This is a genomic window from Bartonella elizabethae F9251 = ATCC 49927 (assembly GCF_000518165.1).
GTDB lineage: Bacteria > Pseudomonadota > Alphaproteobacteria > Rhizobiales > Rhizobiaceae > Bartonella > Bartonella elizabethae.
In genome coordinates this window covers 66,693-79,761 of record NZ_JADB01000005.1, presented here as the reverse complement: position 1 = coordinate 79,761, position 13,069 = coordinate 66,693, and the positions used below count along the sequence as shown (strand labels likewise).

Below are 13,069 nucleotides of genomic sequence, written 5' to 3'. Positions count from 1 at the left end.
ATGGCGAAGAGCAAATTTGAACGAACAAAACCGCATGTTAATATTGGTACGATTGGTCACGTTGATCATGGGAAGACTTCATTGACAGCAGCGATTACGAAATTTTTTGGTGAGTTTAAAGCATATGACCAAATTGATGCAGCACCAGAAGAGCGTGCGCGTGGTATTACCATTTCTACAGCCCACGTTGAGTATGAAACGGAAAGCCGTCACTATGCGCACGTTGACTGTCCTGGACACGCAGATTATGTTAAAAACATGATCACAGGTGCAGCACAGATGGATGGAGCCATTTTGGTTGTTTCTGCAGCTGATGGTCCGATGCCACAGACCCGTGAGCATATTTTGCTTGCTCGTCAGGTTGGCGTTCCAGCGATTGTTGTTTTCCTCAATAAAGTTGATCAGGTTGATGATGCGGAGCTTTTGGAACTTGTAGAGCTTGAGGTTCGGGAACTTTTATCCAAATATGATTTTCCAGGAGATGAGATACCGATTGTAAAAGGTTCTGCGTTAGCTGCTCTTGAGGACAAGGATAAAAGCATTGGAGAAGATGCGGTTCGTCTTTTAATGAGCGAGGTTGATAATTATATTCCAACCCCTGAGCGTCCTGTTGATCAACCATTTTTGATGCCGATAGAAGATGTTTTTTCGATTTCGGGTCGTGGGACGGTTGTTACGGGTCGTGTTGAGCGTGGTGTTATTAAAGTTGGAGAAGAAATCGAGATTATTGGTATTCGCCCAACATCTAAGACGACGGTGACAGGTGTTGAAATGTTCCGCAAGCTTTTAGATCAGGGTCAAGCTGGAGATAATATTGGGGCGCTGCTTCGTGGTGTTGACCGTGAAGGTATTGAGCGTGGTCAAGTATTGGCAAAACCAGGATCGGTTACCCCACATACACGTTTTAAAGCGGAAGCTTACATTTTGACGAAAGATGAAGGGGGTCGTCATACGCCGTTTTTCACGAATTATCGTCCACAGTTTTACTTCCGTACGACAGATGTTACGGGTATTGTTACGCTTCCAGAAGGAACAGAAATGGTTATGCCCGGTGATAATGTTGCGATGGATGTGTCATTGATTGTGCCGATAGCGATGGAAGAGAAGCTTCGTTTCGCTATTCGTGAAGGTGGTCGTACTGTTGGTGCCGGTATCGTCTCTAAAATCATTGAATAAATAATGCTTGTTGAGCGCCTTGATTATTAAAGGCGCTTTATATGACAGGGAAATAAAGAGCATGAACAGTCAAAATATTCGCATTCGCTTGAAAGCGTTTGATCATAGAATTCTTGATACGTCGACGCGAGAAATTGTATCGACTGCTAAACGGACTGGTGCAAATGTCCGTGGTCCTATTCCGCTTCCAACGCGGATTGAGAAATTTACGGTCAATCGTGGACCGCATATCGATAAGAAGAGCCGTGAGCAGTTTGAAATGCGTACTCATAAGCGTCTTCTTGATATTGTTGATCCAACACCGCAAACAGTGGATGCGCTTATGAAGCTCGATCTTTCTGCTGGTGTGGATGTAGAAATTAAGCTCTGAGGTTTGAGGACAGAAGGAACAGACCCGATGCGTTCAGGTGTAATAGCACAGAAGCTGGGCATGACCCGTATTTATAATGATGCTGGTGAGCATGTGCCGGTGACAGTACTTCGTTTGGAGAATTGTCAAGTCGTTGCTCAGCGTACAGTTGAAAAGAATGGTTATACTGCTGTTCAATTAGGTGTAGGCTTTGCTAAGGTTAAGAATACTTCACAAGCTCTTCGTGGACATTTTGCTAAGGCTTCTGTTGAGCCTAAAGCCAAAATAGCAGAGTTTCGTGTGAGCCCCGATAATCTTCTTGATATCGGTACAGAGATTACAGTGGAACATTTTGTTCCAGGACAGAGAGTTGATGTGACTGGTACCAGTATTGGTAAGGGGTTTGCTGGTGTTATGAAACGGCATAACTTTGGCGGGCATCGTGCTTCCCATGGTAACTCGATTACACATCGTGCTCATGGTTCTACGGGGCAGTGCCAAGATCCTGGTAAAGTGTTTAAAGGGAAAAAAATGGCTGGCCATATGGGGCAGGTGCGTGTAACAACACAAAATATTGAAGTTATTTCCACTGATGTTGAGCGTGGTTTAATTTTAGTGCGTGGTGCTGTTTCTGGTTCGAAGGGCTCGTGGATTTTGGTAAGGGATGCCGTGAAGAAACCTCTTCCTGATAATGCTCCAAAGCCTGCTGGTATTCGCCGTCTTGTGAAGGAGAAAACAGAAATGATTACTCCGGTGACGGAAACCTCTGAAGTTGAGGGAGCCTAATAATGGATCTTGTAATAAAAACACTTGATGGTCGTGAAGCTGGTAAATTAAAAGTTTCTGAATCTATCTTTGATCTTGTTCCACGTGAGGACATTTTACAACGTGTTGTTCGTTGGCAACTTTCTCGTCGTCAACAAGGAACGCATCAGTCCCAAGGGCGGTCTGATGTGTCACGAACAGGGGCAAAGATGTTCAAACAAAAGGGAACTGGGCGTGCTCGGCATTCATCTGCACGTGCCCCGCAGTTTCGAGGTGGGGGTAAGGCCCATGGGCCGGTGGTTCGTAGCCATGCGCATGATCTTCCTAAAAAGATTCGTGCCCTTGGGTTGCGTCTTGCTTTATCTGCAAAATTAAAAGCAAAAGATTTAATTATTGTGGATGAGTTGATTGTTAAGGATGCTAAAACGAAAAAGCTTGTTTCCCATTTTTCTAAGCTTGGCTTTAATAATGCTCTGTTGATTGGTGGTAAAGAGATTGATATTAACTTTTCTCGTGCAGCATCGAATATCCCTAATATTGATATTTTGCCCATTCAGGGAATTAATGTTTATGATATTTTGCGTCGCAGCAAACTTGTTTTATCAAAGGCAGCTGTTGAGGCTCTTGAGGAGCGTTTTAAATGACAGATCTTCGCCATTATGATGTAATTATTAGTCCAGTTATTACTGAAAAGTCGACTATGATTTCTGAATATAATCAAGTTGCTTTTAATGTCGCGCCGAAAGCGACGAAACCTGAAATTAAGGCTGCTGTTGAAGCGCTTTTTAGCGTGAAAGTAAAAGCAGTTAACACGATCGTCCGTAAGGGTAAAGTGAAACGTTTTAAAGGTATTGTTGGTCGGCAGAGTGATGTCAAAAAAGCGATCGTAACTCTGGCCAGTGGTCAGACTATCGACGTTTCGACAGGTCTTTAAAGAGGCTCGGAGATAGGAATAATGGCACTTAAGCAATTTAATCCAACGACACCTGGGCAGCGTCAGCTTGTCATTGTGGAGCGTTCTTGTCTTTATAAGGGAAAACCTGTAAAGATGTTGACGGAAGGTTTGTCTTCAAAGGGTGGACGTAATAATCGTGGTCGCGTTACTGCTCGTTTTCAGGGTGGTGGTCATAAACGGAGTTATCGGTTTGTCGACTTTAAGCGTCTTAAGCGTGATGTTTCAGCAAAAGTTGAGCGTTTAGAGTATGATCCTAATCGCACTGCTTTTATCGCACTTATTCGTTATGAGGATGGACAATTAAGTTATATTCTTGCACCACAACGTCTTGGTGTTGGAGATTCTATTATCGCTGGTTCAAATGTTGATGTAAAACCAGGGAATGCTATGCCCCTTGGTAATATGCCGGTAGGCACAATTATTCATAATGTTGAAATGAAGCCAGGCAAAGGAGGGCAGATCGCACGTTCAGCTGGTACTTATGCACAGTTGGTTGGGCGTGATCAAGGAATGGCTATTCTTCGTCTTAATTCTGGAGAACAGCGTTTGGTCTCTAGCAGCTGTTTTGCAACTGTTGGTGCTGTGTCAAATCCTGATCATGGGAATATTAATGATGGTAAGGCAGGTCGGTCACGTTGGCGTGGTAAGCGTCCACATGTTCGTGGTGTTGCAATGAATCCCGTTGATCATCCACACGGTGGTGGTGAAGGTCGTACATCGGGGGGACGTCATCCAGTGTCTCCTTGGGGTAAACCTACAAAAGGTAAGCGTACGCGCTCCAATAAAGCCACTGATAAGTTTATTATGCGTACGCGTCATCAGCGCAAGAAATAAGAAAGGTAGTCTGAAGTGGTTCGTTCAGTTTGGAAAGGTCCGTTTGTTGACGGCTATCTTCTTGGTAAAGCAGAGAAGGTACGTGCAAGTGGGCGCAATGAAGTTATAAAGATATGGAGTCGTCGCTCTACTATTTTGCCGCAATTTGTTGGTTTGACTTTTGGTGTTTACAACGGCAATAAGCATATTCCTGTTTCTGTTTCTGAAGAGATGGTTGGACATAAGTTTGGTGAGTTCGCTCCTACCCGGACTTATTATGGTCATGGTGCCGATAAAAAAGCGAAGAGGAAGTAGGAATGGGAAAAGCTAAGGTTCCGCGCCAACTTAAGGATAATGAAGCAAAGGCTGTCACACGAACGATTCGTGTTAGTCCGCAGAAGCTTAATTTGGTTGCTGCAATGATTCGTGGTAAAAGAGTTAATGTGGCGCTTGCTGATTTAACATTTTCGCGTAAACGTATTGCTGCTACTGTGAAAAAAACGCTTGAATCAGCGATTGCAAACGCAGAAAATAACCACGATCTTGATATTGATTCGCTTGTTGTAGCAGAAGCTTATGTTGGTAAGTCGATCGTGATGAAGCGCTTTCATGTTCGTGGTCGCGGGCGTGCGAGTCGAATTGAGCGTCCATTTTCACATCTTACTGTTATTGTTCGTGAAGTTAGCGAAAAAGTGGAGGCCGCATAATGGGTCAGAAGATCAATCCAATAGGACTTCGTCTGGGTGTTAATCGGACTTGGGATTCTCGTTGGTATGCTGATAGTGGTGAATATGGGCGTCTTCTTCATGAAGATTTGAAAATTCGTTCTTATGTGCTTGAAGAACTTAAACAGGCAGCGATTTCTAAGGTTGTGATTGAACGCCCTCATAAAAAGTGTCGTGTTACGATTCATTCTGCACGTCCTGGTTTGATTATCGGTAAAAAGGGTGCTGATATCGAGAAGCTTCGTCGTAAGCTTTCAGAAATGACCAATGCTGAAACTTCATTGAATATTGTGGAGATTCGTAAACCAGAGATTGATGCGACGATTATTGCACAGTCAATTGCTCAACAGTTGGAGCGTCGTGTTGCTTTTCGTCGTGCCATGAAGCGTGCTGTTCAGTCTGCTATGCGTCTTGGTGCAGAAGGTATCCGTATCAATTGTTCTGGTCGTCTTGGTGGTGCTGAAATTGCGCGTATGGAATGGTATCGTGAAGGTCGTGTTCCACTTCATACCTTGCGTTCTGATGTTGATTACGGTACAGCAGAAGCTAAGACCGCTTACGGTATTTGTGGTATTAAAGTTTGGGTCTTTAAGGGTGAGATTCTTGAACATGATCCGATGGCTTCAGAACGTCGTGCAACGGAAGCTGATCAGTCTGGTTCTTCATCGAATCGTCGCCGCGAGAATGCTTAGTTTTTGAGATTGAACTAAAATTTGGAGTAGAGAACAATGTTGCAGCCAAAGCGCACAAAGTTCCGTAAGCAGTTCAAGGGCCGTATTCACGGTGTTGCGAAGGGTGGTACGGATTTGAATTTCGGTGCCTACGGTTTGAAGGCTGTTGAGCCGGAGCGGGTTACTGCTCGTCAAATTGAAGCCGCGCGTCGTGCGATTACACGTTATATGAAACGTTCTGGTCGTGTATGGATTCGTATTTTCCCAGATCTTCCGGTTACATCTAAACCAACCGAAGTTCGTATGGGTAAAGGTAAGGGAAGTGTTGATTATTGGGCCGCACGTGTTGCTCCTGGCCGCGTCATGTTTGAGCTTGATGGGGTTCCTGAAGATGTTGCACGTGAAGCTTTGAGGTTGGGTGCTGCGAAGTTGCCTATCAAAACGCGTTTCATCCAGCGGATTGCTGAATAAAGAGGTTAAGCGATGAAAGCCAGAGAATTACGGGCGCAAACGCTCGACCAAATGAAAGATGAGTTGGCTAAATTAAAAAAAGAGCAATTTAATTTACGCTTTCAAAAAGCAACAGGTCAATTAGAAAAGACTGCACGTGTTAGACAAGTTCGTCGTGATATTGCGCGCATTAAGACTTTTCTTCGTCAAAAGGTAAGTGAAAGTAAGGTTTAAGGAAATAAGAGATGCCTAAACGCGTTTTGCAGGGTGTTGTTATTAGCGACAAAAGCGATAAGACTGTTGTTGTCAAAGTTGAGCGTCGTTATTCTCATCCGCTTCTTAAGAAGACTGTTCGGCAGTCTAAAAAATATAAAGCGCATGATGAAAACAACCAATTTAAGATTGGGGATCAAGTTTCTATTCAAGAATCTAGACCAATTTCGAAAGATAAATGTTGGATTGTTGTAAAAGACAATGTAGCGTAATCAGTTAAGTTTATTGTTTTAGAATTTAACAGTGGTTTTTCATTGATAAATTTCAAAGCGATGACTTTATGTTTATTTGGCAGGCAAATCTGATTGTGTAATAAAAGATACAAGAAGATATATGTGTTAAGAAAAGGTGGCCAGTCATGATTCAGATGCAAACAAACCTCGACGTTGCTGATAATTCTGGTGCTCGTCGTGTCATGTGCATCAAGGTGTTAGGCGGTTCAAAGCGGAAATATGCTTCCGTCGGTGACATTATTGTTGTTTCGGTTAAGGATGCTATTCCTCGTGGACGTGTTAAAAAGGGTGATGTGATGAAAGCTGTTGTGGTGCGTACTGCTAAGGATATTCGTCGCGCAGATGGTAGCGTCATTCGTTTTGATAGTAATGCTGCAGTTTTAGTCGATAACAAAAAAGAGCCGATCGGTACGCGTATCTTTGGACCTGTTCCCCGGGAATTGCGTGGGAGGAATCATATGAAGATCATCTCGCTTGCTCCTGAAGTTCTGTAAGGAGTTAATGTTATGCAGAAGATTCGAAAAGGTGATAAAGTTGTTGTTTTATCCGGTAAGGATAAAGGATCTACTGGTGAAGTAATTAAGGTTAGTCCAAAAGAGAATAAGGCTTTTGTTCGTGGGATTAATATGATTAAACGTCATCAACGTCAAACACAGAAGCAAGAAGCTGGAATTATTTCTAAAGAAGCTCCGATTCATCTGTCTAATTTGGCGATTGCTGATCCTAAAGATGGTAAGCCTACACGCGTAGGCTTTCGTATGAATGCAGATGGTAATAAAGTACGTTTTGCCAAGCGTTCGGGAGAGTTGATTAATGGCTGAAGAAAGACAAATACCGCGTATGAAAGCGTATTACTTTGAAGTGATTCGTAAAGCGCTTCAAGAGAAGTTTAATTACAAAAATGCGATGCAAATTCCGCGGATTGATAAAATTGTAGTTAATATGGGGATAGGTGAAGCAACAGCTGATTCAAAGAAGCCTTCCCTTGCTGCTGAGGATTTAGGACTCATAACAGGTCAGAAAGCTGTTATTACCCGTGCGCGTAATTCTATTGCGACCTTTAAAGTTCGTGAAGGAATGCCTCTTGGGGCTAAAGTAACATTGCGTAAAGATCGTATGTTTGAGTTTTTAGATCGTCTTGTTACGATTGCTCTTCCGCGCGTTCGTGACTTTCGTGGTTTAAATCCAAAGAGTTTTGATGGTCGTGGCAATTTTGCTATGGGTATTAAAGAACACATTGTGTTTCCAGAAATCAACTATGATAAAGTTGATCAAATTTGGGGCATGGATATTATCGTTTGTACGACAGCGAAAACGGATGATGAAGCGCGTGAGTTATTGCGTGCTTTTAATTTTCCTTTTCGTTCGTAACGGCAAATGTAGCGAGGTGAAGTTATGGCCAAAGTAAGTGCCGTTGAGAAAAATAAGCGTCGTGAGGTGATGGTAAAGCGTTATGCTGCGCGTCGTGCACGTTTGAAAGCAATCGTTATGGATCAGAAGGTTTCTCTTGAGGAACGTTTTAAAGCTTCTGTTCAGTTGGCAGAATTGCCGCGTAATTCTTCGAAAGTTCGTATTCGTAATCGCTGTGAGGTTTCAGGTCGTCCGCGGGCTTATTATCGTAAGTTAAAAATGTCACGGATTGCATTGCGTGAACTTGGCTCTATTGGCCATATTCCTGGTATTGTAAAGTCTAGTTGGTAAGAGGAGATTATTTAATGTCTATGTCAGATCCTCTTGGTGATATGTTAACACGTATTCGTAATGCACTTGGTCGTAAAAAAGGCAAAGTGGTTACTCCAGCTTCAAAGCTTCGTGCACACGTTCTTGATGTTCTTCAGTCGGAGGGTTATATTCGCGGATATAACCAAGTTGATTTGGGTGATGGAAAAGCTGAGCTTGAAATCGAATTGAAGTATTTTGAAGGGATGGCTGCTATTCGTGAAATTTCGCGTGTGTCAAAGCCCGGTCGTCGTGTATATGTTTCTGCTAAGTCACTTCCGCAGGTGGCAAACGGTTTAGGTATTTCGATCTTATCGACTCCTAAAGGCGTTATGGCTGATCATGAGGCGCGTGAACAGAATGTTGGTGGAGAACTCCTTTGTCGTGTTTTCTAAGGGATGTCAAGAAAACGGAAGAAAAGTAGGTTAGAACAATGTCTCGTATTGGAAAAAAACCCATTTCAATTCCTTCTGGGGTTACTGCTACTGTTGAAGGTCAGCTGGTTAAGGCCAAAGGTCCAAAAGGTGAATTAAGTTACGTCGTTAATGATGAAGTCTTAGTTAAATTCGAGGACAATGTCATATCCGTTATGCCGCGGGATCAGTCAAAAGATGCGCGCTCTAAATGGGGTATGTCACGTTCAATGATTGAAAACATTTTTTGTGGTGTAAAAGATGGTTTTGAAAAAAGGTTAGAGATCAATGGGGTTGGTTATCGTGCTGCTTTGCAGGGTAAGGATATTCAACTCTCTCTAGGTTTTTCGCATGATGTGGTTTATAAAGTTCCATCGGGTGTTACTGTGACTGTCCCTAAGCCTACAGAGATTGTTATTTCTGGAATTGATAAACAGCAAGTTGGACAAGTTGCAGCGGAGATTCGCGAGTATCGTAGGCCTGAGCCTTATAAAGGTAAAGGTGTTAAGCATGCAGATGAACGTATCTTCCGTAAAGAAGGTAAAAAGAAATAAGGATTTTGTATTATGGTTTCATCTAAGGACATTATCCAGCGTCGTGCAAGGCGTGTTCGTCGTAGAATAAAGATGGTTTCTCATGATCGTCCTCGGCTTAGCGTTTATCGTTCAAATCAGAACATCTACGCGCAAGTTATTGATGATTTACGGGGATGTACGCTTGTTTCAGCTTCTACTCTTGAAAGTGATTTGAAAAAATCATTAAAAAGTGGGGCTGATAAAGAAGCCGCTTTTGCTGTGGGTAAGTTAATTGCTGAGCGTGCGAAAAAAGCTGGTGTTAATGAAGTGGTTTTTGACCGTGGCGCTTATGTGTACCATGGTCGAGTCAAAGCTTTGGCTGAAGCTGCTCGTGAAGGTGGTTTGAACTTTTAAAGTTTCCTCCTTATGGATGGGGCTGGATACTTTAGAGTATTTCGTTTAAGCTCTTCCGATTTGATGAAGAGCTTTGTTATCGTGCTTCCGGAAAAGAAAAAGGAATGAGGAATGGCACAAAAAGAACGTGGTGAAAGAGAAGAACGCGATAATGAGTTTGTCGATAGACTCGTTCATATTAATCGTGTTGCTAAAGTTGTAAAGGGTGGTAGGCGTTTTGGTTTTGCTGCTCTCGTTGTCGTTGGAGATCAAAAAGGGCGTGTGGGCTTTGGACACGGTAAGGCTCGTGAAGTTCCTGAGGCTGTTCGTAAAGCAACGGAATCTGCAAAACGTGGAATGATTTATGTCCCACTTCGGTCTGGACGTACATTACATCATGATCTTGAAGGTCGTCACGGGGCTGGGCGTGTTTTGCTTCGTTCAGCATCTGCTGGTACTGGTATTATTGCTGGGGGACCGATGCGTGCTATTTTTGAAGCTCTTGGTATGCAGGATGTTGTTGCAAAATCACTAGGATCATCAAATCCTTATAATATGGTTCGTGCAACATTTGATGCACTGAAACATCAAATGCATCCCAGAGATATTGCTGCTCAGCGTGGTATAAAATATTCGACTTTGCAGGCGCGTCGTCGCCATTTAGTCGACGTAGAAGGGTAGTTTCTGAGATTGTCAGAAAAGGAATTAGGAAATGGTTCAGAAAAAATCTCAGAGTGGTAAAACTGTGACAGTAGAGCAAATTGGAAGCCCTATTCGAAATTCACAGATTCAGCGTGCAACCTTGAAGGGGCTTGGGCTCAATAAAATGCGTCGCCGGCGCGTTTTAGAAGATACACTTTGTGTACGGGGTATGATTGCTCGGGTTCGGCATCTTGTTCGCATTATAGATGAAGATTAAAGGTTGCGGGAGTATTAGATATGAAACTCAATGAACTACGTGATTGCAAAGGCGCAACAAAAAATCGTAAGCGTGTTGGCCGTGGTATTGGTTCGGGGACTGGTAAGACTGGTGGTCGTGGTGTAAAAGGGCAAAAATCCCGTTCTGGTGTTTCTCTTAATGGTTTTGAAGGTGGGCAAATGCCTATCTATCGCCGTTTACCAAAACGTGGATTTAAAAATTTCTTTTCTAAAGCTTATAATGAAGTCTCACTAGGGCGTATTCAGTTGGCTGTTGATGCACGTAAGTTGAATATTGAAAAGCCTGTTGATATGATTGCTTTGAAAGAAGCTGGTATTATTCGTCGCGAGAAAGATGGGGTTCGTCTTCTTTCTGATGGTGATTTGAAAGCTAAGATTACTTTTCATGTTTCTGGTGCTTCACAAGCTGCTCGTGTTAAGATCGAAAAAGTGGGAGGTCAGGTTATTTTTCCTGATGTTGTTCAATAGTTTTTTTGATATAAGTCATGATTTAAAGAAGAGGTACATCTATTCTTTTGAATATTTTGTGGAGAATTGTTTAAGTTCTGCAATTATTTCTGTATAAAGATATGAATTTTAGCGTTATAGTTCTGTGATTTAAAGAACTGAAGTGTGAAGTGGAGACGTTTAATGGCATCAGCAGCAGAGCAATTTGCTTCCAATATAAACTTCGGTACTTTTTCGCGTGCAACTGAATTAAAGAAACGCATATGGTTTACTTTGGCAGCGCTTCTTGTCTATCGTTTCGGCACTTATATTTCTCTTCCAGGTATTAATATCGATGCTTTGCGGCAGACATTTGAGCATCATGCATCCGGTGTTTTAGGACTCTTTAATATGTTTGCTGGAGGCGCTGTTGGGCGTATGGCAATTTTTGCCTTGGGTATTATGCCCTATATCTCTGCATCTATTATTGTACAATTACTCACGTCCGTCATTCCTTCTTTGGAAACTCTTAAAAAAGAGGGGGAGGTTGGTCGTAAGGTTATTAATCAATATACGCGTTATGTGACAGTTGTGTTAGCTATTCTACAAGCTTTTGGTATTGCCGTTGCCCTTGAAAGTGGTATAGGGACAGGGCTTCAAATTGTTGTAGAACCAGGTCTCATGTTTCGAGTCTCTTCTGTTATTACACTTGTTGGTGGGACAATGTTTCTCATGTGGCTTGGCGAGCAAATTACCTCACGCGGTGTTGGTAATGGAGTTTCTCTCATCATTTTTACAGGGATCGTAGCCAATTTTCCTTCTACTTTTGCTCAGCTTTTGACCGCGCATAGTCAGGCTGATCTATCAACTTTTCTTTTAATCGCAATCGTTGTTATCGCTGTTTTGGTTATTGGACTTATTGTTTTTATAGAGCGTGCGCAACGGAGAATTCTTATTCAGTATCCGAAACGTCAGGTTGGTAATCAAATGTTTCAAGGGGATATGTCGCATCTTCCTTTAAAATTGAATACCGCTGGTGTTATTCCTCCTATTTTTGCTTCATCTTTATTGTTACTACCTGCCACTATTAATAATTTTTCTGATAAAATGCCACAATGGATGCAAACTATTTCTTATTCTCTTGGTCATGGTCAGCCACTGTATATGATTGTTTATGCATTTTTAATGGCGTTTTTTTGCTTTTTTTATACGGCTATTGTCTTTAATCCGAGTGATACTGCGGATCAGTTGAAGAAACATTCTGGTTTTATTCCAGGAATTCGTCCAGGTGAGCGTACGGCAGAATATATTGATTATGTTTTGACGCGTATTACTGTTGTGGGGGCTATTTATATTATCTTGGTTTGTTTGCTTCCTGAATTTATGATATCTGCTTTCCAAGTTCCTTTTTATCTGGGGGGAACGTCTTTGTTGATTGTTGTGACTGTTACGCTTGATACGGTTGCTCAAATCCAGGGACATCTTGTTGCGCACCAATATGAAGGGTTGATAAAAAAATCAAAACTTCGTGGAGGTCGAAGAAATCGATGAGAATTGTTCTTTTAGGTCCTCCTGGAGCAGGGAAAGGGACGCAAGCTAAGATGTTAACTGAGGAATATAACATTCCTCATTTATCAACAGGAGATATGTTGCGTGAAGTTATTGCTAAAGAAACGGAAGTTGGTAAAAAAGCTAAAGCTATTATAAGTTCTGGTTCTTTGGTTCCTGATAGTCTTGTTAATCAAATCGTGTCAGATCGGATTGATGAAGCTGATTGTATAAATGGTTTTATTTTGGATGGATATCCAAGGACTGTAGGACAGGCAGAAGCGTTACAACAGATCCTTGAGTCAAAAAATATGCGTCTTGATGCTGTTATTGAGCTGTGTGTTGATGAAGACGCATTGATTGAACGTATGGAGAAGCGTGTTCAGGAGACAATAGCGGCTGGTGGACAGGTTCGTTTAGATGATAACCCTGTTGCTTTTGCAAAAAGATTAGTAGAATATCGCGAAAAAACATCTCCTTTATCAAAATTTTATTCAGAGAGAGGAATGTTGAAGGTCATTGATGGAATGATTGGTATTGCTGAGGTGACACGTATGATTAAAGGTTTTCTTTCATAAGATTTTTTTTAGAAGTAAATGAAAAGAGTTGACTTTTGAGATAAAATCTATCACAAACAAATTTAATTTATTTCAGTTAAATAAGCGGATTCGGAAGAATTTTATTCTGAGTCTATTTTTTTCTGTAA

Annotated in this window: 24 protein-coding genes; all 24 read left to right on the top strand. The window is 42.0% G+C overall.

The features are described 5' to 3' along the window. Positions 1-1,176: an elongation factor Tu gene (gene tuf, locus T429_RS0106150; RefSeq protein ID WP_005773266.1), complete on the top strand. Its 1,176-nt coding sequence runs from the start codon at positions 1-3 to the stop codon at positions 1,174-1,176. Positions 1,177-1,237: 61 nt separating this feature from the next. Then, positions 1,238-1,546, top strand: a complete 309-nt coding sequence (gene rpsJ / locus T429_RS0106145) for a 30S ribosomal protein S10 (protein WP_005773267.1) — start codon at positions 1,238-1,240, stop codon at positions 1,544-1,546. Between the two features lie 27 nt (positions 1,547-1,573). Beyond that, on the top strand, positions 1,574-2,311 hold the full coding sequence (rplC, locus tag T429_RS0106140; protein WP_005773268.1) for a 50S ribosomal protein L3: 738 nt from the start codon (positions 1,574-1,576) through the stop codon (positions 2,309-2,311). A gap of 2 nt (positions 2,312-2,313) precedes the next feature. Continuing rightward, positions 2,314-2,934, top strand: coding sequence for a 50S ribosomal protein L4 (gene rplD, locus T429_RS0106135; RefSeq protein WP_005773269.1), 621 nt, complete (start codon positions 2,314-2,316; stop codon positions 2,932-2,934). Then, positions 2,931-3,224, top strand: coding sequence for a 50S ribosomal protein L23 (locus T429_RS0106130; protein WP_005773270.1), 294 nt, complete (start codon positions 2,931-2,933; stop codon positions 3,222-3,224). The genes rplD and T429_RS0106130 overlap by 4 nt, the downstream gene beginning before the upstream one ends. Before the next feature lie 21 nt (positions 3,225-3,245). After that, complete coding sequence (gene rplB / locus T429_RS0106125) at positions 3,246-4,079, top strand: 50S ribosomal protein L2 (RefSeq protein WP_005773271.1); 834 nt, start codon at positions 3,246-3,248, stop codon at positions 4,077-4,079. Between the two features lie 15 nt (positions 4,080-4,094). Then, positions 4,095-4,373, top strand: a complete 279-nt coding sequence (rpsS, locus tag T429_RS0106120) for a 30S ribosomal protein S19 (protein WP_004855734.1) — start codon at positions 4,095-4,097, stop codon at positions 4,371-4,373. Positions 4,374-4,375: 2 nt separating this feature from the next. Continuing rightward, positions 4,376-4,765, top strand: a complete 390-nt coding sequence (gene rplV, locus T429_RS0106115) for a 50S ribosomal protein L22 (RefSeq protein ID WP_005773274.1) — start codon at positions 4,376-4,378, stop codon at positions 4,763-4,765. Further along, on the top strand, positions 4,765-5,475 hold the full coding sequence (gene rpsC, locus T429_RS0106110) for a 30S ribosomal protein S3 (RefSeq protein ID WP_005773275.1): 711 nt from the start codon (positions 4,765-4,767) through the stop codon (positions 5,473-5,475). The genes rplV and rpsC overlap by 1 nt, the downstream gene beginning before the upstream one ends. Before the next feature lie 36 nt (positions 5,476-5,511). Continuing rightward, entirely contained in the window at positions 5,512-5,925 is a 414-nt protein-coding gene (gene rplP, locus T429_RS0106105; RefSeq protein WP_005773276.1) for a 50S ribosomal protein L16, read from the top strand. Positions 5,926-5,937: 12 nt separating this feature from the next. Continuing rightward, positions 5,938-6,138, top strand: a complete 201-nt coding sequence (gene rpmC / locus T429_RS0106100; protein ID WP_005773277.1) for a 50S ribosomal protein L29 — start codon at positions 5,938-5,940, stop codon at positions 6,136-6,138. Positions 6,139-6,149: 11 nt separating this feature from the next. Beyond that, the gene (rpsQ, locus tag T429_RS0106095; protein ID WP_005773279.1) at positions 6,150-6,389 is read left to right on the top strand and encodes a 30S ribosomal protein S17; all 240 of its coding nucleotides are present in this window, start codon (positions 6,150-6,152) and stop codon (positions 6,387-6,389) included. A gap of 146 nt (positions 6,390-6,535) precedes the next feature. Continuing rightward, positions 6,536-6,904: a 50S ribosomal protein L14 gene (gene rplN / locus T429_RS0106090; RefSeq protein ID WP_004855715.1), complete on the top strand. Its 369-nt coding sequence runs from the start codon at positions 6,536-6,538 to the stop codon at positions 6,902-6,904. 12 nt (positions 6,905-6,916) lie between these two features. After that, on the top strand, positions 6,917-7,231 hold the full coding sequence (gene rplX / locus T429_RS0106085; RefSeq protein ID WP_005773280.1) for a 50S ribosomal protein L24: 315 nt from the start codon (positions 6,917-6,919) through the stop codon (positions 7,229-7,231). Then, positions 7,224-7,781: a 50S ribosomal protein L5 gene (rplE, locus tag T429_RS0106080; protein ID WP_005773282.1), complete on the top strand. Its 558-nt coding sequence runs from the start codon at positions 7,224-7,226 to the stop codon at positions 7,779-7,781. Before rplX ends, rplE begins: the two co-directional genes overlap by 8 nt. A gap of 24 nt (positions 7,782-7,805) precedes the next feature. Beyond that, on the top strand, positions 7,806-8,111 hold the full coding sequence (gene rpsN / locus T429_RS0106075) for a 30S ribosomal protein S14 (protein ID WP_005773283.1): 306 nt from the start codon (positions 7,806-7,808) through the stop codon (positions 8,109-8,111). 14 nt (positions 8,112-8,125) lie between these two features. Continuing rightward, positions 8,126-8,524, top strand: coding sequence for a 30S ribosomal protein S8 (rpsH, locus tag T429_RS0106070; RefSeq protein WP_005773284.1), 399 nt, complete (start codon positions 8,126-8,128; stop codon positions 8,522-8,524). A 38-nt stretch (positions 8,525-8,562) separates the two neighbouring features. Continuing rightward, positions 8,563-9,096, top strand: coding sequence for a 50S ribosomal protein L6 (gene rplF, locus T429_RS0106065; protein WP_005773285.1), 534 nt, complete (start codon positions 8,563-8,565; stop codon positions 9,094-9,096). Positions 9,097-9,108: 12 nt separating this feature from the next. Beyond that, complete coding sequence (rplR, locus tag T429_RS0106060; protein WP_005773286.1) at positions 9,109-9,471, top strand: 50S ribosomal protein L18; 363 nt, start codon at positions 9,109-9,111, stop codon at positions 9,469-9,471. Between the two features lie 111 nt (positions 9,472-9,582). After that, a complete protein-coding gene (rpsE, locus tag T429_RS0106055; protein WP_005773287.1) occupies positions 9,583-10,131 on the top strand; it encodes a 30S ribosomal protein S5 in 549 nt (182 codons plus the stop codon). A gap of 31 nt (positions 10,132-10,162) precedes the next feature. Next, positions 10,163-10,369 (top strand): 50S ribosomal protein L30, encoded by a 207-nt coding sequence (gene rpmD / locus T429_RS0106050; RefSeq protein ID WP_005773288.1) that lies wholly within the window; start codon positions 10,163-10,165, stop codon positions 10,367-10,369. Positions 10,370-10,389: 20 nt separating this feature from the next. After that, positions 10,390-10,857, top strand: coding sequence for a 50S ribosomal protein L15 (gene rplO / locus T429_RS0106045; protein WP_005773289.1), 468 nt, complete (start codon positions 10,390-10,392; stop codon positions 10,855-10,857). Between the two features lie 162 nt (positions 10,858-11,019). Then, on the top strand, positions 11,020-12,366 hold the full coding sequence (secY, locus tag T429_RS0106040) for a preprotein translocase subunit SecY (protein ID WP_005773290.1): 1,347 nt from the start codon (positions 11,020-11,022) through the stop codon (positions 12,364-12,366). Next, complete coding sequence (locus T429_RS0106035; protein WP_005773291.1) at positions 12,363-12,941, top strand: adenylate kinase; 579 nt, start codon at positions 12,363-12,365, stop codon at positions 12,939-12,941. Before secY ends, T429_RS0106035 begins: the two co-directional genes overlap by 4 nt. Positions 12,942-13,069: the final 128 nt, after the last annotated feature.